This window comes from Parabacteroides sp. D25 (assembly GCF_000307475.1).
GTDB lineage: Bacteria > Bacteroidota > Bacteroidia > Bacteroidales > Tannerellaceae > Parabacteroides > Parabacteroides distasonis.
Genome location: NZ_JH976502.1, coordinates 442,701 through 462,973, shown reverse-complemented (window position 1 = coordinate 462,973; position 20,273 = coordinate 442,701). Strand labels below are relative to the sequence as shown.

Here is a 20,273-nt window from a genome sequence, read left to right as displayed (position 1 = left end):
GCTTGCTTGCTTGCTTGCTTGCTTGCTTGCTTGCTTGCTTGCTTGCTTGCTTGCTTGCTTGCTTGCTAGACAATTATTCCGATTCACCAAGCGCATACTGATAAAAAAGGTTAACATCATATATCTATCACACATCATCATATGATTTTCATATACTCTTTTAATGTATAAGACGTAGTAAATATAAGAAATAAAAAAATATGTAATAAAGACCTACACACCCCACCCTCCCAAATTCATGCTTATTGTGCGTATATAGCGGATAAGCGATTAAAAATAGCGGTTATGTGACATAAATAAATTCGAATACCATTTTGAGGGGATGGAGACGGGGCACGCCCCGTCTCTACAACTGGGTAATGAGTTAATCCTATAGACCTACTTTTTTCCTTATCAAATATCTTATTACATGGAAATTATTCCATACATTTGCCACTGTACTAATAAATAACAGTTACGACTATGACAAAATTAAGCAACATCCCCGCCAAGGAAACCACGGCCAAGACCGCAAGAACACGTAAGGCCAAGACCGAACCCGCAAAGTCCAAGTGGGATCCCACCAAGCCGGTACAATTCACACAAGAGGAGATCTGGGAACATATCCATGAGATCGAGAAGGGGCCGTTCTATCCTATTGAAGAAGTACATCAAAGAATAAGATCATGGATGGACAACTATCAAGGAAAAAAGTAATCGGTTCTCCCATTTACGAGGAAAGCCTTGAGAGGATTTTCGTGGAAGGTATAGAACGATTCGGCATATTCCAAGCCCGGAAATATCTTGAGCACATATTGAATACAGTCGAGAAACTGGAAAACGACTATCCTTATTATCCCGAATGCCGACACCTAGCTACGAAAAGCCGCATGTACCGGAACATCATCCTGGATTCACACCTTATCATCTACCGCATCACCGAGGAGCGTATCGAAGTGCTAGACATCGTCCATTCCGCATCCAGCATGCGAAAGATCAAACAGGCTAGGAATATCCACATCGAATGATGCAGAGAAACAGAAAAAGGCGAGCCACCCGTAAGTGACCCGCCTCTTTTTGCTGATATATAAGGATTAAGATTGGATTAGTTGTTCTCCGGACGAAGCTTGCGTACGGTAACAGCTGTCTGCCACATCTCGCTCTCGCGCAATGCCTTCAATTCAGCCTCCAATTTCTCACGATAATCCGGCTTAGAGTTTGAGTCGATAGAGATCTGAGCCTCGTTACCGCATTTTACGTTCGCGTACAATTTCTCGACAACCGGCTTGATAGCGTCGTGGAACGGACCCATCCAGTCCAAAGCGCCACGCTGGGCAGTCGTAGAGCAGTTTGCGTACATCCAGTCCATACCGTTCTTAGCGAATAAAGGCATCAAGGATTGAGTCAACTCCTCGACCGTCTCGTTGAAAGCCTCGGAAGGAGTGTGCCCATTCTCGCGCAATACCTCATACTGGGCCAACAACAGACCTTGGATAGCGCCCATCAAGGAACCGCGCTCACCGGTCAAGTCGGAAGTAGCCTCACGGATGAAAGTCGTCTCGAACAAATAACCGGAACCGATACCGATACCCAACGCCAACGTACGATCCATTGCCTTGCCGGTAGCGTCTTGATAGATAGCGAAAGAAGAGTTCAAGCCACGCCCCTCAAGGAACATGGAACGCAAAGACGTACCAGACCCCTTCGGAGCGACCATGATCACGTCAATATCCGCAGGAGGAACAACACCTGTACGATCGTTCCAAGTGATCGCGAAGCCATGAGAGAAATACAGGGCCTTGCCAGCTGTCAAATAAGGCTTCATCGTAGGCCATACAGACATTACGGCAGCGTCGGACAATAAGCACATGATGATCGTGGCCTTGTCGCAAGCCTCCTCGATACCGAACAGAGTCTCACCCGGAACCCATCCGTCCTCAACCGCTTTCTCGTAAGTCTTACCTTGGCGCTGACCAACGATTACGTTGAAGCCATTGTCACGAAGGTTCAATGACTGTCCCGGTCCCTGTACGCCATAGCCGATAACAGCGATTGTCTCATCTTTTAATATCTCTCTTGCCTTTTCCAACGGAAATTCCTCGCGGGTCATTACATTCTCTACAACACCGCCAAAATTCATTTGTGCCATTTTCTTTTTAACTATTAATGTTTAAAAACCTATTTATGTATCTCTTTTATTATCTCCAAGTAACCGCCGCACGACAGATCGCCTTTCCCTCATGGCAAATAGCCATGTCTTGCTTATCGGGAGCGGACTCCGCCTTATGAAGCGTAAGCGGCATACCTTGTTTGCCCTCGGATTGGTAGGCGATCTCCAGACGGCCGATCTCACGGGTCTTGAACTGGTCGATATCGAACAAATCCAGCAGGTGCTCGATATACTTCACGCTATTGAAGTGACCGTTGATATCCAAGTCGCTGTATTTGATCGAATACGGGATTCCCTCCGCCTTATTCTCCGCCGGCATGATCTTGCCCGGCTTCTCGATCGGGCACGGACGCTCGTCGATATATTTGCCCAATGCCTCTATATCCAATAAGGTAGGACGGCGGGTCTCCACGTCGATAGCCGCCCAAATAGAACGGGCGAATCCAAAGGTTTTCCCATTCTCATCCGCCAGCTCAAAACAACGGCTGGTGAAAAGGCGTCCGACCTCATCGATCCAAGTGTATAAATTAATCTTATCGAAGGCGGTAGGATATTCCTTCATCTCGATAGCCAGACGGGACAACACCCAAGCCGTATGACGCTCCGACATATCATTGAAACCGAACCCACGCTCTCCGGCATGGCTGGAAGCGGCGTGAATCAAATAGTTACCAATCATAGGGAGCGTTACACGTCCCCTAAAATCCATCAAATATGGCTCCGCCACGAAATGAAATAATCCTACTTTCTCCATATCTTATTATTGTTGCTTTTCCTGTAACTTTCGCTCCATATCGGCCAACATATCGCTCAAGCGCTCCACCTTGCTCTTCGTGATAGCCACACGTCCGGAGCGGATGAATTGCAGGACACCGATCGTCTCGCTCAACTCATTGAACAAGGCCTGTGTCTCGTCATAGTGGCCACTCTTCTCCAATACCACGCAGGTCTCGTTCATCTCCAAGATACGGGCGTTGTATTTACGGATCAATCCCTCCACGGTTCCCATCTTGATGAAAAGCTCGGTACTTAGCTTATAAAGAGCGATCTCTTGATAAACCAGATCCTCATCCGTATTATAATAAGCCTTCAAGATATCCACACGTTTATCGATCTGTTTCACCACCTTATCGATCATATCCTCATCGGCGAATGTCGTGATCGTAAACTTATGGATGCCCTTGATAGCGGACGGAGAGACGGACAGAGTCTCGATGTTCAGCTGTCGGCGTGTAAAGATAATCGTTATCTGGTTCAAAAGACCTACGATATTCTCTGAAAAGATAATAACGGTATATAATTTCTTTGTTGTCATAGCTTCATCTCCTCCTTATTTCTCGTCTCCCATAATCATGTTTGTCACGCTTCCCCCGGCAGGAACCATCGGATACACCATTCCGCAAGTCTCCACGTTAGCGACCAACACGTAAGCGCCGTCGTGGTTTAGCATCTCGGCGATAGCGTCGTCCAATTCCTCCCGCTTTTCAACGGCACGGCTGGCGATACCATAGGCTTTAGCGATCGCCACGAAATCCGGATTCTCCATGATGGTGTTTGAATAACGCTCGTGGAAGAACAATTCTTGCCACTGACGTACCATACCTAAGAAGTTATTATTAAGAATAATAATCTTCACGTTCAGTTTCTCCTGCATGATGGTACCCAATTCCTGAATCGTCATCTGCATACCCCCATCACCGGTAAAGAAGCAGACCGTACGGTCTGGAGCCCCGAACTTAGCGCCCATAGCGGCCGGCAGACCAAATCCCATCGTACCTAAACCACCGGAAGTCACCACGCTACGGGTTTGTTTATATTTGAAATAGCGGACACCCATCATCTGGTTCTGCCCAACGTCGGTCACCAATACAGCGTCGTTACCGGTCGCCTCGGAAACCTTACGGACTACCTCGCCCATTTTCAGTTGGCCCTCGGTCGGATACAATTCCTTCTCGATTACCTTATCGTATTCCTCTTTCTCGTCCCGATCGAACTCGGCATTCCATTCCGGACGTTTACGTTCTTCCAACAACGCCGTGATCATCGGTATCGTGTGCTTGGCATTACCCAGCACCTTTACATCTACGGGGACGTTCTTACCGATTTCCGAGTTGTCGATATCCAGATGGATAATCTTGGCTTGCTTAGCGTATGTCTTTAAATCGCCAGTCACACGGTCGTCGAAACGCATACCGATAGCGATCAATACATCACACTCATTCGTTTTCCGGTTCGGCCCTACGTTTCCATGCATACCGAGCATTCCCTTGTTCAATGGGAAATCGGTTGGCAACGCAGATAAGCCCAATACCGTAGATCCGGCAGGTATATCATTCTTTTGGAGAAACGCTTTCAATTCCTCTTCCGCACCGCCTAACAATACTCCCTGCCCGACCAGACAGAAGGGTTTCTTCGCCTCATTGATTAAATCGGCGGCGGCCTTGATACGATCCTTTTTGATATCCGGCTCCGGCTGATAACTACGTACGTAATCTACCTTCTTATATTCATAGTCCACCAGCCCTACTTGCGCGTCCTTCGCTAAATCCAGCACAACTGGACCCGGACGGCCTGTAGAAGCGATATAAAAAGCACGAGAAACAGCCCATGCGATCTCCTCCGGCTTGCGGATTTGATAAGCCCATTTCGTGATCGGTTGCGTGATGCCAATCACGTCGACTTCCTGAAAAGCATCGGTTCCCAACAACGGCGAGGGTACTTGACCGGCGATTACGACCATTGGCGTACTATCCATCAGCGCGTCAGCGATACCCGTGATGGTATTCGTAGCGCCCGGGCCGGAAGTAACCAACGTCACTCCTACCTTGCCGGATACACGAGCATAGCCTTGAGCCGCATGGGTAGCGCCTTGCTCGTGGCGCACCAATACATGCCTCAACTGGTCCCTATAATCATATAAACTGTCGTAAATAGGTATCGCCTGTCCGCCGGGATAACCGAAGATAGTATCTACTCCTTCAGCAATCAACGCTTTCAGCAAAGCTTCCGAACCGGTTATCTTTTGTTTCTCCATAAGAAATAACGTGTTTAATGTATATTATTGGCTTTAATCTTCAACAATCCTTACACCTCCCTTATCGGCGGAGCTAACCATCTTCCCGTACGCTCTCAACGCTTTCGAGACCTCACGCTGACGCGTCGGCGGCGTAAAGGCTTTCTTTCCACGCGCCTCTTCCGCTTTACGGCGCTCGGCCAACTCCTCGTCGCTCAGCCGCACGTTGATGGAACGTTCCGGGATATTGATCTCGATGATATCCCCGTCTCTCACCAGTCCGATAGCGCCACCGGAAGCGGCCTCAGGAGAGATATGCCCGATAGAAAGACCGGACGTACCGCCACTGAAACGACCATCCGTGATCAAGGCGCACTCCTTACCTAAGTGACGGCTCTTTATATAAGAGGTAGGATATAACATCTCTTGCATTCCCGGCCCTCCTTTCGGACCCTCATACGTGATGACGACCACATCGCCTGAAACGACCTTGCCTCCTAAAATGCCCTCGCAAGCGGCATCCTGTGAATCGAAGACTTTCGCCGGGCCGGAGAATTTCCAAATACTCTCATCCACGCCGGCGGTTTTTACGACACATCCGTCCAAGGCGATATTCCCTCTCAAAACAGCCAAGCCGCCATCCTTGGAATAAGCGTGCTCCACGTCACGGATACAACCTTCGGCACGATCCGTATCTAATTCCTTATAATAAGATTCTTGGGAACCCATCTGGATACTGAACCGATGAGCGGGAGCGCTCTTGTATTTACGGATCGCCTCCTCCGTTACGTTCGGGGAAGTGACGGCGTATTTATCAACAGCCTCGGCCAAGGTCAGGCCGTCCGCACGTCTCGTGCTGCCATCCACAAGCCCGGCTTTCATCAACTCGTTCATGATACCGAGGATTCCACCGGCACGGTTTACGTCTTGTACATGATAAGTGTGCGTATTCGGGGCTACCTTACACAGGCAAGGTGTCTTGCGGGATAACATATCGATATCCTCCATATGAAAATCGGCGCCGGCTTCTTGTGCCACGGCCAATAAGTGAAGCACCGTATTGGTAGACCCCCCCATGGCGATATCCAGCGACATGGCGTTCAAGAAAGCCTGACGGGTAGCGATGTTGCGAGGTAACACGGAATCATCCCCGTCACGATAGTATTTGTAAGCGTTCTCAACGATTTGCTTAGCCGCATCACGGAAAAGTTGGATACGGTTCTTATGGGTAGCCACGATCGTCCCGTTCCCCGGAAGCGCCAGACCGATCGCCTCGTTCAAGCAGTTCATAGAGTTAGCGGTAAACATACCGGAACAACAACCGCAACCCGGACACGCATGGCGTTCCACCTGCTCGATACGCTCATCGCTTACCGATGTATCGGCGGACTCAATCATCGCGTCGATCAAATCCAGATGGCGGCCATCCAGCTCACCTGCCTCCATCGGGCCACCGGACACGAACACCGTCGGGATATTTAATCGCATGGAAGCCATAAGCATACCCGGCGTGATCTTATCGCAATTGCTGATGCAAACCATAGCGTCCGCCTTATGGGCATTTACCATATATTCCACGCTGTCCGCGATAATGTCGCGTGAAGGAAGCGAGTAAAGCATCCCATCGTGCCCCATAGCGATACCGTCATCGATAGCGATCGTATTAAATTCAGCGGCGAAACAACCTTGTTTCTCGATCTCGGCCTTGACCAGTTGCCCGATCTCATGCAAATGCGTATGCCCCGGCACGAACTGGGTAAATGAATTTACGATAGCGATAATAGGCTTGCCGAACTGTTCCTCTTTCATCCCGTTGGCACGCCATAGCGCACGGGCTCCGGCCATCCTACGACCTTCGGTGCTAAATGAGCTTCTTAACGGATTCTTCATCTCTTTCCTATTTTTTGTTCGTAGAGCGCTTTATCCACGCCTCTACCTTGAATTATTTATAATAAAAAAAGCCTTTCCCTATATGGAGAAAGGCTTAAGAAATATCTCTACGACTTCACAACTTCTTACACACCTTTCTCCTTACCTACTAATGACTAGAAGGACCACCACGAGAATAATATGCAATACGTTGTTCATCATCTTTTCTTATTGTCTTTGTTTGTTTGACGCTGCAAATGTAGAACAATAATTGATATGCGCAAAGGATTTAAAAGAAAATTCTTCATTTTTCTTTCAATTCTCAAGCAAATACCATCTTAGGATTGCATTTTAATAGGAGCAAGAGTGTATTACTTAGGAATCGGAAGGTATAGAAGGGAAAAAACTTCGATTTCCTACTAAGGACAGCGAAAAGAAAAATGTCATCTAGAATAAATTTCAGATAACATTTTTATCAGATAATACGACTTACGATTACACGTATCTCATAAGAAAATCCCATTCTAGCGATAAAAAAGATACATATAAACTCCAAATCGCATATTTATTAACACTTATAGGCTATAAATAGCCTTGATAAAACTCATAATAATGTTCTAGAAAAAACATAAGGAAGTTTTCTGAAGAACATAAGGAAGAAATTTCATCTAGTATCGGACTAAATTTTGTTAACATTCGAATGAAAATCACCTGAAATCAAGACTAAATCCGGCATAATTCACGCTAGAAGCAGCCCAAGGAAAGACATTTTCAAAATGACTTTTAGACAAAGATAGCCTCAAACAGATAACTGACAGACAGCCCAGCAAGCATTAATCCTAAAAAAGACCGGCAACACATTCATTTAAACATCATTCTGATTTACGCAACTATCAAATGCTCGCGTTTTTTTTCGCACGACCAAGCCCCCCCATAATTCATCACCCACAGAGAGCAATAATAGCACTTTGACATTTCGTCAGTTCACGGTTTGATAAGCCGTTTAAGTAAACGGTTCATTAAATATATCGCCGATTTCCTAATACACAGCATTTCATATTTTGATTTGGATAAACAATAAATATAATAATTTGTATCTTTGACCCCAATAGCAATTAAGAAACTGATCGTTAATAAAAATATGAAACACTACAACTTCGACGAAGTTATCGAACGGCATGGGACGAGTTGCGTGAAATTCGACCGTTTGAAAGAGATGTTCGGTGACGAGAATCTGATACCACTATGGGTGGCGGATATGGATTTCCGCACACCGGACTTTATTGTAGAGGCCCTGAAGAAACGTTGTGAGCACGAGATATTCGGCTATACATTCGGCTCCGACGAGTATTACGAGAGTATCATCAATTGGGTACACTACAAACATAACTGGAAAATACAACGGGAATGGATCAGCTATATCCCGGGAATCGTAAAGGGAATCGCTTTCGCTATCCAATGCTTTACGCAAAAAGGAGATAAGGTCATCATCCAGCCCCCTGTTTATCATCCGTTCCGCATCGTTCCGGAAAAAATGAAGCGTGAGGTCGTTTATAATCCGCTAAAGATGGTAGATGGTGTTTATGAGATGGATTTCGATCATCTTGAATCTATTATAGATGATAAATGCAAGGTATTGATCCTCTGCAACCCTCACAATCCGGGTGGGATCGTCTGGAAAAAGGAAACCTTGGTCCGCTTGGCCGATATTTGCGCCAAGCACAATATTTTGGTTATCTCCGATGAGATTCATGCGGAAATGGCCTATCCTCAGTACACGCATTACCCGTTCGCCTCCGTATCGGATACCGCCGCTTCCTGCAGCGTGACTTTCATGGCACCGAGCAAGACGTTCAATATCGCCGGTATCGTGACTTCCTACGCAATCGTACCCAATGATCGCATCCGGGAAGAATTTTACTCTTTCCTTGAGGCCGGAGAGTTTGGCGATGGCACGATCTTCGCTTATACAGCGACGACCGCCGCTTATACCTATGGCGCCGAATGGTTGCAACAAATGCGAATGTATATCATGGAGAATGTACGTTTCGTGGAAGAGTTTATGAAACAGCATCTCCCCAAGATAAAAGTCTACCAACCCCAAGCCTCCTTCCTCGTTTGGTTGGATTGCAGGGAACTGAAATTAAGTCAAGATGAACTAGTACACCTGTTCAAAGACAAAGCCGGACTAGCGTTGAACGACGGAAGTATCTTCGGCCCCGGGGGAGAAGGCCATATGCGTTTGAACATTGGCTGCCCCCGCTCTGTTTTAGATAAAGCGATGAACGCTCTTAAAAAGGCGGTGGATAAGAAATAAAATCGTATCTTTGCGAGCATTTCTATACATATTTAAAATACAAGACAAATGAAAATTACAGCAAACAAATACGTTGCGGTTACATACGACCTGAACGTTGGCGAAGGTGAAGAACGTGAGTTAATGGAAAAAGCGACGGTCGAGGCTCCTTTGAAATTCATCTACGGAACAGGCATGATGCTTCCGGCATTCGAGAAAGCCTTGAACGGGCTGGAAGTAGGTGGCACGTTCAACTTCTCCATCGAGCCAGCCGAGGCTTATGGCGAATATAACGAGGAGCACGTATTGGATCTTCCGAAGAATATCTTCGAGGTAGACGGTAAATTCGACGCCGAGATGATCAAGGAAGGTAATACCGTACCGATGATGGATTCTAATGGCAACCGTATGAACGGCTCCGTATTGGAAGTGAAGGATGATATCGTGGTAATGGACTTCAACCATCCGTTGGCTGGCGAGACTTTGCATTTCAGCGGCGAGGTAATCGACGTACACGAACCGACAGCGGAAGAGATCGCTGCCTTCTCCGCTCCCGCAGGTGGATGCAGTTGCGGTTGCGACGATTGCGGTAGCGATTGTGGCGATAACCACGAGGGTGGCTGCGGTTGTGGTGGATGCCACTAAATAAAGGGAAATTGAGAATTGAAAATTGAAAATTAGGAGAAGTGCCTAATCATCGGCTTTTGATTCTCAATTTTCAGTTTTCAATTTTCAATTAGACAAAACGGTGAATACTTTTGGTAATATTTATAGATTAACATCGTTCGGCGAATCGCACGGCCCCGGTATCGGCGGCGTGATCGACGGATGCCCAGCCGGGATCGAATTAGATACGGCATTCATCCAGCAAGAGCTGAACCGTCGTAAACCGGGACAATCCCGTATCACGACCCCCCGTAAAGAGGATGATGAGGTACAGTTTCTTTCTGGTATCTACGAGGGAAAGACAACCGGTACGCCGATAGGTTTCATCATCTGGAACAAAAACCAACATTCCTCTGACTATGACAATATGAAAACGGTTTACCGTCCTTCCCATGCTGATTATACCTATCAAACGAAATATGGAATCCGTGATCCCCGTGGAGGTGGACGTTCGTCCGCCCGGGAAACGATCGCTCGTTGCGTGGCTGGGGCTATCGCTAAACTCGCCCTTAAGCAATACGGCATACAGATTCAAGCTTATACCTCGCAGGTCGGCCCGATCAAATTAGCGGGTAGTTACCAAGATTATGATTTAAGCTTGACGGAAAAGAGCGATGTACGTTGCCCGGACCCGAAGACCGCCTCAGAGATGGAAACCTTGATCGCTGAGGTCAAATCAAAAGGAGATACGATCGGCGGTGTTATTACCTGTGTGGCGAAAGGGGTTCCCGTCGGATTGGGAGAGCCTGTGTTCGGCAAGTTACATGCCGCGTTGGGACATGCGATGCTTACGATCAACGCCGTGAAAGGCTTCGAGTATGGAGACGGATTCAACGCCGCCTTCTTCCGCGGATCGGAAAGGAACGATCGCTTTTTCAATGATAACGGGCATATCAATACTCGTACCAATAATTCCGGCGGTATCCAAGGAGGGATATCCAACGGACAAGATATTTATTTCCGGGTAGCCTTTAAATCGGTCGCTACGATCTTGATGGAACAAGAAACGGTTAATATGGAGGGAGAGGATACGATATTAAAGGCACGCGGACGTCATGATCCATGCGTATTGCCTCGTGCGGTACCTATCGTCGAGTCTATGACCGCCATGACTTTATTGGATTATTTATTGATCCAAAAGACACGGGAAAACTTTTAAGACTAATTCTATATGGCTTGGATTCTGTTAATTATAGCCGGATTATTCGAGATCGGCTGGCCGCTGGGCTTTAAATTAGCAAGTATGCATTCCAAATATTTTATTTGGTTTATAGGTTTATCGATCTTATCCATGGGCTTAAGCGGCTATTTCTTATATCTCGCCCAGAAAAGCATCCCAATCGGTACGGCTTATGTAATCTGGACCGGGATCGGGGCTATAGGGACTGTTCTTCTTGGAATCTTGTTTTTCCATGATTCCGCAAATATATTCAGGTTATTGTTCTTATCTTTGATATTGATAGGGATCGTCGGGTTGAAATTAGTCCATTAATCCGGGTAAAAAAACACCAGTATTGCCGTAAGGCTACGCCAGTATAGGCGTGAGCTTACGGCAGTATAGGTATAGGGCTACGCCTATACTGCCGTTAACCGACGCAACTACTCGTGATGATAAGGCTCGTTATTCAAGATCGTCATTGCCCGGTAAATCTGCTCGATAAAGATCAGTCGGATCATCTGGTGGGAAAAAGTCATCTTGCTCAACGAGATCTTTTCCGATGCCGCCTTATACACAGCTTCACTAAAACCGTAAGGACCGCCTACCACAAATACCAAGCGTTTCGGGACCGTATGCATTTTCTTTTCCAGATAAGTAGAAAATTGCATGGAGGTAAACTCCTTCCCTTTCTCATCCAGCAACACCAAATAATCGCCGGGCTGCAAGGCCTTTAAAATCAATTCTCCCTCCTTCTCCTTTTGCTGCGCCTCAGAGAGATTCTTCACGTTCTTTATATCCGGTATGACTTCCATTTCAAAGGGTATATAATGTGTCAAGCGATTTTTATACTCATTGATAGCCTCCACAAAATAACCGGCATCCGTCTTACCAATCACAATCAGTCCAATCTTCATCTACTTACATTTACATGTTTAGAAAGGCTAAGTTACAAGAAAAATACATACCTTTGCCACTAATTACTCAATAAAATAAAGAAAGCTTATGAAACGACTCTTACTTACATTCGCCTTGATATTCGCGTTCGTATGTGCGCAGGCGGCGGATATTACCAGTATATCAAATGCTTTCAAGGCAGGAAATGCCTCCTCTCTATCCGGTGCTATGGATAAGGTGGTGGATGTAGCCTTGCCCAGTTCCTCTAAGAAATGTAACGGAAGTGAGGCCGTCTCTATGTTGTCCTCATTTTTCAGTTCGAATAAGCCTTCCGGATTCTCGGTCGTACATCATGCGGATAAAAAGGAAAGCGGTTTCCTTGTCGGAAAGCTTCCGACGTCTTCCGGTGAGTACCGTGTAAACATCACGTACCGTGCCGAAGGGAATACAGCGATCATACAATCAATCAGAATAGAATAAAAGATGGACAAACTTATTGACGACTTAATCAAATTAGCGTTTGCCGAGGATATTGGCGATGGCGATCATACCACCTTATGTTGCATCCCCGAGACAGCGATGGGGAAAAGCCAGCTGATCATCAAGGAAGATGGCGTATTGGCCGGCGTGGAAATGGCTAAACGTATCTTCCACGACTTCGATCCGGAACTGAAAATGACGGTCTTTATACAAGACGGAGCCGAAGTGAAAAAAGGGGATATAGCGTTCGTGGTGGAAGGTAAGATCCAATCCTTATTGCAGACCGAGCGGTTGATGCTGAACGTTATGCAACGCATGAGCGGTATCGCTACTACGACTCGTAAATACGCCAAGGCGTTAGAAGGCACCAAGACACACGTTCTAGATACTCGCAAGACAACTCCCGGTATGCGTATGATCGAGAAAGAGGCCGTACGTATCGGTGGCGGCATGAACCATCGCATCGGTTTGTTCGATATGATCTTATTGAAAGATAATCATGTGGATTTCGCCGGCGGCATCGAGCAAGCGATCACACGTGCGCAAAACTATCTGAAAGAGAAAGGAAAGAGCCTAAAGATCGAGATCGAGGTTCGTAACTTCGACGAGTTGGAACAAGCCATGAAAGTAGGCGGTATCGATCGTATCATGTTGGATAATTTCAATATCGAGAATACAAAAGAAGCGGTTCGCCGCATCAACGGACGTTTTGAGGTAGAGTCTTCCGGCGGTATCACGTTCGACACATTACGTGATTACGCAGAATGTGGCGTAGACTTCATCTCCGTAGGGGCTTTGACTCACTCCGTGAAGAGCTTGGACATGAGCTTCAAAGCCTGCTAAAACGAAAAACGATCATTCTATAAAAAAACAGCCTTGAGAAGATCAACTTCTTGAGGCTGTTTTTCCTATATCTACCCTATTATCTTGATTCACTATCATTTCTGATAGAACTATTATCATTTTTAAAACATTGCCATTCCTTCCTTTCCCGTACTTTTAAGAACAAATTATTCAACCTAAAAATAGTATCATGAAAGAATTGAAAATGTTTATAGATGGCAGATTCATTGAGAATGAGTCTGGGAAATGGATCAAGGTATTGAATCCTTCTACCGAAGAGGTTATTTCACTGATGCCTGACGGGACGGTTGAAGATGCCAGAAAAGCAATCGATGCCGCAGAGAAAGCGCAGAATCAATGGGAAAGAACACCCTCTATAGAAAGGGCGGCTTATCTGACAAAGATAGCGGCAGGCATCCGTAAGAGAGAGAAGGAACTGACCGACATCATCGTCCGTGAAGGAGGCAAAACCCAAGGACTCGCCAATGTTGAAGTTCTTTTTACCGCAGATTATATGGATTACATGGCAGGCTGGGCCCGTCGGTACGAAGGGGAAATCATTCCCAGTGACCGCCCTCATGAAAACATTTTCTTATTTAAGAGACCGATTGGAGTAACGACAGGTATCCTACCTTGGAATTTCCCATTCTTTCTAGTCGCTCGTAAAGCCGCTCCGGCCTTGATCACCGGAAATACGATCGTGATAAAACCTAGCCAGCTTACGCCAGAGAACGCATACGTATTCGCACAGATCGTGGAGGAGGCAGGTTTGCCTGCCGGCGTTTTCAATCTGGTAAATGGACGGGGTAGCGTGATTGGGCATGAACTCGCGGCGAATCCGAAAGTAGGTATGGTTAGTCTGACAGGAAGCGTGAGAGCCGGACAACAAACCATGGCAGCTGCCGCTCCTAATATCACGAAAGTTTCTCTGGAGTTAGGAGGTAAAGCCCCGGCTATCGTGATGAAGGACGCAGATATCGATCTTGCTGTTAAGTCTATTATTGCCTCTCGTGTGATCAATACCGGACAGGTATGTAATTGTGCCGAACGGGTTTATGTAGACAAAGCGATAAAAGAGACCTTCATGGAAAAACTAGTCGCCGGCATGAAGCAGGTAAAAGTAGGAAATCCCAATGAGGTCGCGGATCTGGATATGGGACCGCTTATTGAAGCCAGCGCGTTGGAGTCTATGGAGAAAAAAGTAGAGAGAGCGATCCAACAAGGTGCTAGGCTACTGTGTGGTGGCCATAGGATCGGTACAAAAGGATATTTCTTCGAACCGACCGTTTTGGATTGTGTTACACAGAAAATGGATATCATACAAGAAGAGACTTTTGGCCCCATACTGCCGGTTGTCGAATATTCAGATATCAACGACGCTATCGCATGGGCGAATGATTGCGAATATGGATTGACATCTTCCGTATATACACAAAACTTGGATAACGCATTCAAGGTAATGCGTTCCTTAAAATTCGGGGAGACTTATATTAACCGTGAGAATTTTGAGGCTATGCAAGGCTTCCATGCAGGATGGCGTAAATCCGGAATCGGTGGCGCGGATGGAAAACATGGACTTGAGGAGTATTTGCAAACTCAAGTGGTTTATCTTGAGACAAAGGAATAAAAAATAAGACTAAAGATCCCTTCTTGGGATCTTTAGCATATCTACTTAATCTAACGTCAAATTAAATTCATCCCTCAAACGACCCAAGGTAGGATTTATCTTCATCAGCAACTCTAGCTTCTCCGTGGATGTATAAGCCAAATGCTTCTCATTTCCCTCTACGATCCGGACACGCATCTGGATACGGCTATTAGTAAGATGCTGGCGGAGAAATGGCAGGATATGGATCGCATTATTGATCAATTCCTCTTGCTGCCCCGGGTTATGTACGGCTACCTCGAAATAATAATTCTCTTGCAAGGTAGGCTTGCAATTGATCATCGTATTCTTAAGATACACTTTCTTGTCAATCGTTGCGGCGTAATTATCCCATTCACGAACCAAGGAATCATTGTCAAAGGGAGTTACTACCTCCTTTACGTTCGTTGTCGCTTGTTGAACGGTTTGTTGCTTAGGCTTCTCCACTCCGATCTCCTTCATGGAGATTCCCATCGGACGAGCCGTTCTACGAACCGAATTAGGCGCTGTAGACGGAGGTGGCGCAGGAACCGAGCTCGGCATGTGCGTACTCATAACTTGTGGAGCACCGGCCGCTGCCGTAACTGAAGGAGCTTGAGGCGGCTGTTGAGGCTTCCCGCTATTCACCGCTTGAGAAGACGGATTCGTCCCAGCAATCGGCTCAATTAACGCTTTTTTTTTATCGTCGGCGGCTACCTGTGTTAATTGACAGAGCTGAATCAACGTCAATTCCAATAAAAGACGCTTATTGCGGCTGGCACGATAATTCAAATCGCACGTATTCGCCAGCTCTATCGCCTTGAACAGAAGTTGATCCGGACAATGTTTCGCCATCTCCTTATATCGTTCACGTATAGAAGCACCCACCTCGAATAGCACCAAGGTGGACTCATCCCGGCATACCAATAAGTCCCGGAAATGCCCAGCCAAACCGGTTATGATATTCTGCCCGTCGAATCCTTTGCCTAATATCTCATTCAAGATCAATAAAGAAGCCCGCACATTGCCGGATAAGATCGCATCTGTCAGACGAAAATAATACTCATAATCCAGCACGTTCAAGTTATCGATAACCGCTTGATACGTGATATTGCCATTCGTGAAACTTACCACTTGGTCAAAGATAGACAAAGCGTCGCGCATACCTCCATCCGCCTTCTGAGCGATCACGTTCAAGGCTTCCGGTTCCGCTGTTACCCCCTCTTGCGAAGAGACATATTGCAAATGCTCCACCATGTCGGCGATGGATATACGGGAGAAATCATAGATCTGACAACGGGAAAGGATCGTGGGAAGCACCTTGTGCTTCTCGGTCGTAGCCAAGATAAAGAGAGCATGATGCGGAGGTTCCTCCAATGTCTTCAAGAATGCGTTGAAAGCGGCGGTTGTCAACATATGGACCTCGTCAATAATGAAGACTTTGTATTTACCGATTGGAGGCGGGATACGCACTTGGTCGATCAAGGTACGGATATCGTCCACCGAGTTATTCGAGGCGGCATCCAGTTCATGGATATTGTAAGAACGCTGCTCATTGAAAGCCCGGCACGACTCGCACGCATTGCAAGCCTCGCCATCCGCCGTCGGATTCAAGCAATTGATCGTCTTCGCAAAGATACGGGCACACGAGGTCTTTCCTACTCCACGAGGACCGCAAAACAGGTAAGCATGCGCTAATTTGTTACTTTGTATCGCGTTTTTCAGCGTAGTGGTAAGAGACTTCTGCCCTACTACACTCCGGAAAGTGGACGGGCGATATTTTCTTGCCGATACAATATAATTATCCATTCTCTGCTTTTTATTGATAAGACAAAGATAAACAAAATAATTCATTATCTTCGCGAAAACGATGTTCTGATGTCACGCATAAAAGAGTTTTACATAAAGTATCTATCGTGGATCAACGCTTATTGGTTGGTTACCATCGTGTTCCTTATCGTCACCTTTACGGTGGGCGATAGCAGCCTGTATAAACGCTATACGTACGACGAGAAAATACGCGGTTTGGAGAAAGAGATCAAACATTACCAAAAGGAGATCGAGATCAACAGCAAGAAATTAAACGACCTTCATACGGACAAGGAGGGACTGGAACGTTTCGCCCGTGAAGAGTATTTCATGAAAAGGTCGAACGAGGATGTTTTTATTATCAAGGACAAATAAATGAATCAACAAATCAGATCGATTATTTTCGGCGTAGCGGGATTACTCGTATTAGCCGGTGCCATATTGTTTCTTACTCATTGGGCTGTCGCCCCTTATTTATTCGCTGTCGGTGCGGCGGGTATAGCCGTTTGCTATCTGACCCTTCCGGTTAAGGACTTGGACTTTCGTCGCCGCCGGCTCCACCGTTTCAACGTATTCGCCGGACTTCTAATGATCGTATCTTCCGGCTTTATGTTCAACAACCGTACCGAGTGGATCCTTTGCTTGAGCGTAGCCGCTATCTTACAGATATATACCGCTTTCGTTACTCCTAAAGAGTAATTGGCCGCAAAACGCAGTGCTACTGACCCGACCGATGAATATATACTGACCAGGCCAACGCAGTATATATTACTTTGCAGATACAGTATATCTTCTATAAAGTCCCCGGTAAGCACCGTTAAAAAAAGGGTGTATCAAACGTTCCTTTGATACACCCTTTCTTTTATAAATTCTATTAATAGCTTACTTGGCCGGAGAGGAATAATTCTTATTCAAGTATTCCAGCAATTCGCCTGTGATATCATAGGAATCGCCAGCCAAAAGGATATTATCTCCTACCGTATTGCTGAATACCACTTGATAGCCTCTACCCAGATTGAAAGCCTTCAATTGAGAAACAACCGTATCGCGTAATTGCTCGTTCAACTTCTGCTGCTCTTGCATCAACTCTTGAGCCAATTGGTTATCTAAGTTCTGCAACTCTTGTTGCTTATTCAATAAACGTTGTTGCTCTTGCTCCGCCCTCTCACGGGTAAGGAAAGCGTTATTTTCTACCTTACGCTGGAAATCTTGCATCTCGCCTTGTAAACTACGGGCTTTCTGGGTGATGTTAGCACGGGAATTCTCTTGTTTCTTCAAGATGATCTCGTTCAGATCCTTGGAATAATTGTAATTAAGTAACAGGGAATCCACATTTACATAAGCGATCGGAAGTAAGGCCGTTGTGTCTCCCGCTGACGCGAATGTTCTTGTTACGCTTGATTCTTTCTTGCCGGAAAATTGCATAATATACAAGATTACGACAGCCACCGCTAGCACACCGTTAATAACGTAGTTAATGTTCTTCATAAAGTGCAATTTAAATCTTATTTTTTTATTCTTTTATTTCGTTCATGATGTCATAGAGTCCCTTTTGCTTCACCGCCATACGATCCATGGTCTTCGCACAAAATATACCTTTCTTACCCAACGCCCTGTTTCCTTCGATATGCGTATTCGGGAACCTTCCTCCCTTTTTCAACAGCACTTTTATCGATAGCAACACGACGCTGATAACAAGAATTATGACCGTAAATAATAACGTTGTAAGCATTTTCTCTATATTTGTGGACGCAAATATAAGAGTTTAAGTGATTACTAAGTGTCTTTTTGGCATTTTATTCTACTTTTTTTCGAACTAAGCTCTTTCAGTTGCGGTTTTATTAACTTTAGAGTAACATCTATAATACATTGTAACATTATGAAGATTACTGATTTAAAGCCTACTATCGTATGGAAGTTCTTCCATCAAGTAACCCAAGTGCCTCGCCCCTCAAAAAAGGAAGGCAAAATGATTGAATTCCTAGAATCATTCGCGAAAGAGTACAAAATAGCTATCAAGAAAGATGAAGCCGGCAACCTTTTAATGTCAAAGCCTGCCACTCCGGGAATGGAGGATCGTCCGGTAGTCGTATTGCAGTCTCACATGGATATGGTTTGCGAGAAAAATAACGGTACGAAACACGATTTCGACAATGATCCGATCGAGACGATCGTCGACGGCGAATGGCTGCGTGCCAACGGCACTACTTTGGGAGCCGATAATGGTATCGGTGTAGCGGCCGAGTTGGCTTTGCTTGCCTCCGATGATATCCAACACGGTCCGATCGAATGTTTGTTCACGGTAGACGAAGAAACAGGTTTGACTGGAGCGAAAGCCTTGAAAGAAGGTTTCATGACCGGAGATATCTTGTTAAATCTCGATAGCGAGGACGAGGGAGAGATCTTTATGGGTTGCGCCGGAGGTAAAGACACACAAGCGACTTTCCATTACGAGCCAGTTCCTACGTCCGATAAGATGCAGTATTTCCGTATCGACGTGAAAGGGCTGAATGGCGGTCACTCCGGTGGCGAGATCCACAAAGGATTAGGCAATGCCAACAAGATCTTGGTTCGTTTCTTATTCTTATTGAAAAAGAAATATGATTTCGTTCTTTGCTCTATCGATGGAGGAAACTTACGTAACGCAATCGCTCGCGAGGCACACGCCGTAATCGGCTTGCATCCGGAAAATAAGGAGGATGTACGTATCTTGCTGAACCATTTCGCCGCCGACGTTGAAAATGAGTTGAAACATGTAGATCCGAACGTTCAGTTAGCGATGGAGTCCACGGATCGTCCGGAGTACCATATAGACAATGCCACCGCCGAGAAATTAATCTACGCCTTACACGCTTGTCCGCACGGCGTAATCGGTATGAGCCACGATATAGAAGGCTTGGTAGAGACTTCTACCAACCTTGCTTCCATAAAGATGAAAGAAGGCAATACGATCTTGATCGGTACCAGCCAGCGTAGCTCTATCGAATCATGCAAGATCGCTATCGCCAATACGGTAGCCTCCACGTTCCTATTGGCTGGAGCAGATGTAAAACATGGCGACGGCTATCCGGGATGGGCCCCGAACCCCGACTCTAAGATCTTGAAGATTGCACAGGAGACTTACAAACGCCTATTCAACAAAGACGCCAAGATCATGGCCATCCACGCCGGATTAGAGTGCGGTTTGTTCTTGGAAAAATATCCGAAACTGGATATGATCTCTTTCGGGCCTACTTTGCGTGACGTACATTCACCCAACGAGCGTATCGAGATCGCTACGGTCGGTTTATGGTGGAGCCACCTTCTTGAATTATTAAAGAGCATCCCCGCAAAATAAACCAACGTTTTTTGCGTTATAAAAAGAGGAAAGACACGATAACCGTGTCTATCCTCTTTTTTTATGTTAATGTCTTGCAACTTTTTTATGATAATTTTGTTTATCTATTGAAACAAGAACACAAGATATTTACA

At 45.9% G+C, this 20,273-nt stretch carries 21 protein-coding genes; 12 read left to right on the top strand and 9 right to left on the bottom strand.

From position 1 onward, the window contains the following. The first annotated feature begins 462 nt into the window (after nt 1-462). Both HMPREF0999_RS08870 and HMPREF0999_RS08865 read left to right on the top strand, forming a co-directional pair. Nucleotides 463-696 (top strand): hypothetical protein, encoded by a 234-nt coding sequence (locus HMPREF0999_RS08870; RefSeq protein ID WP_009275742.1) that lies wholly within the window; start codon nt 463-465, stop codon nt 694-696. Further along, nucleotides 666-1,007 (top strand): type II toxin-antitoxin system RelE/ParE family toxin, encoded by a 342-nt coding sequence (locus HMPREF0999_RS08865; protein WP_009275741.1) that lies wholly within the window; start codon nt 666-668, stop codon nt 1,005-1,007. Before HMPREF0999_RS08870 ends, HMPREF0999_RS08865 begins: the two co-directional genes overlap by 31 nt. A 77-nt stretch (nt 1,008-1,084) precedes the next feature. Here the strand turns inward: HMPREF0999_RS08865 and ilvC are convergent, their stop codons facing one another. From ilvC to ilvD, 5 genes are read right to left on the bottom strand one after another with little or no spacing between them, the layout of a single operon-like run. Beyond that, nucleotides 1,085-2,128, bottom strand: coding sequence for a ketol-acid reductoisomerase (gene ilvC, locus HMPREF0999_RS08860; protein WP_005854467.1), 1,044 nt, complete (start codon nt 2,126-2,128; stop codon nt 1,085-1,087). Nucleotides 2,129-2,177: 49 nt separating this feature from the next. Beyond that, nucleotides 2,178-2,903, bottom strand: a complete 726-nt coding sequence (locus tag HMPREF0999_RS08855) for an acyl-[acyl-carrier-protein] thioesterase (protein WP_005864388.1) — start codon at nt 2,901-2,903, stop codon at nt 2,178-2,180. A 6-nt stretch (nt 2,904-2,909) separates the two neighbouring features. After that, complete coding sequence (gene ilvN, locus HMPREF0999_RS08850; protein WP_005854462.1) at nt 2,910-3,464, bottom strand: acetolactate synthase small subunit; 555 nt, start codon at nt 3,462-3,464, stop codon at nt 2,910-2,912. A gap of 15 nt (nt 3,465-3,479) precedes the next feature. Continuing rightward, a complete protein-coding gene (gene ilvB, locus HMPREF0999_RS08845; RefSeq protein ID WP_005854459.1) occupies nt 3,480-5,183 on the bottom strand; it encodes a biosynthetic-type acetolactate synthase large subunit in 1,704 nt (567 codons plus the stop codon). Between the two features lie 33 nt (nt 5,184-5,216). Further along, nucleotides 5,217-7,052, bottom strand: coding sequence for a dihydroxy-acid dehydratase (ilvD, locus tag HMPREF0999_RS08840; protein ID WP_005864376.1), 1,836 nt, complete (start codon nt 7,050-7,052; stop codon nt 5,217-5,219). Nucleotides 7,053-8,172: 1,120 nt separating this feature from the next. On the opposite strand from ilvD, the gene HMPREF0999_RS08835 reads away from it, so the two are divergent. The 4 genes from HMPREF0999_RS08835 to HMPREF0999_RS08820 all read left to right on the top strand — a co-directional run bounded on the left by HMPREF0999_RS08835 (nt 8,173) and on the right by HMPREF0999_RS08820 (nt 11,485). Further along, a complete protein-coding gene (locus tag HMPREF0999_RS08835; protein WP_010183873.1) occupies nt 8,173-9,348 on the top strand; it encodes a MalY/PatB family protein in 1,176 nt (391 codons plus the stop codon). A 48-nt stretch (nt 9,349-9,396) separates the two neighbouring features. Then, a complete protein-coding gene (locus HMPREF0999_RS08830) occupies nt 9,397-9,972 on the top strand; it encodes a peptidylprolyl isomerase (RefSeq protein WP_005854436.1) in 576 nt (191 codons plus the stop codon). Nucleotides 9,973-10,075: 103 nt separating this feature from the next. Then, the gene (gene aroC, locus HMPREF0999_RS08825; RefSeq protein WP_005854434.1) at nt 10,076-11,152 is read left to right on the top strand and encodes a chorismate synthase; all 1,077 of its coding nucleotides are present in this window, start codon (nt 10,076-10,078) and stop codon (nt 11,150-11,152) included. Between the two features lie 12 nt (nt 11,153-11,164). Beyond that, entirely contained in the window at nt 11,165-11,485 is a 321-nt protein-coding gene (locus HMPREF0999_RS08820; protein ID WP_005854432.1) for a DMT family transporter, read from the top strand. A 107-nt stretch (nt 11,486-11,592) separates the two neighbouring features. Here the strand turns inward: HMPREF0999_RS08820 and rlmH are convergent, their stop codons facing one another. Next, complete coding sequence (gene rlmH / locus HMPREF0999_RS08815) at nt 11,593-12,066, bottom strand: 23S rRNA (pseudouridine(1915)-N(3))-methyltransferase RlmH (RefSeq protein WP_005854430.1); 474 nt, start codon at nt 12,064-12,066, stop codon at nt 11,593-11,595. Nucleotides 12,067-12,154: 88 nt separating this feature from the next. Between rlmH and HMPREF0999_RS08810 the strand changes: the two genes are divergently transcribed. The 3 genes from HMPREF0999_RS08810 (at nt 12,155) to aldA (ending at nt 14,996) form a co-directional block, all read left to right on the top strand. Then, on the top strand, nt 12,155-12,526 hold the full coding sequence (locus HMPREF0999_RS08810) for a DUF4783 domain-containing protein (protein ID WP_005854427.1): 372 nt from the start codon (nt 12,155-12,157) through the stop codon (nt 12,524-12,526). Between the two features lie 3 nt (nt 12,527-12,529). Then, entirely contained in the window at nt 12,530-13,369 is an 840-nt protein-coding gene (nadC, locus tag HMPREF0999_RS08805) for a carboxylating nicotinate-nucleotide diphosphorylase (protein ID WP_005854425.1), read from the top strand. 190 nt (nt 13,370-13,559) lie between these two features. Further along, the gene (aldA, locus tag HMPREF0999_RS08800) at nt 13,560-14,996 is read left to right on the top strand and encodes an aldehyde dehydrogenase (protein WP_009275739.1); all 1,437 of its coding nucleotides are present in this window, start codon (nt 13,560-13,562) and stop codon (nt 14,994-14,996) included. Between the two features lie 45 nt (nt 14,997-15,041). On the opposite strand, the gene HMPREF0999_RS08795 is transcribed toward aldA, so the two are convergent. After that, entirely contained in the window at nt 15,042-16,802 is a 1,761-nt protein-coding gene (locus tag HMPREF0999_RS08795) for a DNA polymerase III subunit gamma/tau (RefSeq protein ID WP_005854421.1), read from the bottom strand. 69 nt (nt 16,803-16,871) lie between these two features. On the opposite strand from HMPREF0999_RS08795, the gene HMPREF0999_RS08790 reads away from it, so the two are divergent. Beyond that, nucleotides 16,872-17,177: an FtsB family cell division protein gene (locus HMPREF0999_RS08790; RefSeq protein ID WP_005854418.1), complete on the top strand. Its 306-nt coding sequence runs from the start codon at nt 16,872-16,874 to the stop codon at nt 17,175-17,177. Beyond that, nucleotides 17,178-17,501 (top strand): hypothetical protein, encoded by a 324-nt coding sequence (locus tag HMPREF0999_RS08785; RefSeq protein ID WP_005854416.1) that lies wholly within the window; start codon nt 17,178-17,180, stop codon nt 17,499-17,501. Nucleotides 17,502-17,684: 183 nt separating this feature from the next. On the opposite strand, the gene HMPREF0999_RS08780 is transcribed toward HMPREF0999_RS08785, so the two are convergent. Both HMPREF0999_RS08780 and HMPREF0999_RS08775 read right to left on the bottom strand, forming a co-directional pair. Next, the gene (locus HMPREF0999_RS08780; RefSeq protein WP_005854413.1) at nt 17,685-18,290 is read right to left on the bottom strand and encodes an OmpH family outer membrane protein; all 606 of its coding nucleotides are present in this window, start codon (nt 18,288-18,290) and stop codon (nt 17,685-17,687) included. Between the two features lie 25 nt (nt 18,291-18,315). Continuing rightward, on the bottom strand, nt 18,316-18,534 hold the full coding sequence (locus HMPREF0999_RS08775; protein WP_005854411.1) for a hypothetical protein: 219 nt from the start codon (nt 18,532-18,534) through the stop codon (nt 18,316-18,318). Between the two features lie 147 nt (nt 18,535-18,681). On the opposite strand from HMPREF0999_RS08775, the gene HMPREF0999_RS08770 reads away from it, so the two are divergent. Then, nucleotides 18,682-20,139 (top strand): aminoacyl-histidine dipeptidase, encoded by a 1,458-nt coding sequence (locus HMPREF0999_RS08770; RefSeq protein ID WP_009275738.1) that lies wholly within the window; start codon nt 18,682-18,684, stop codon nt 20,137-20,139. Nucleotides 20,140-20,273: the final 134 nt, after the last annotated feature.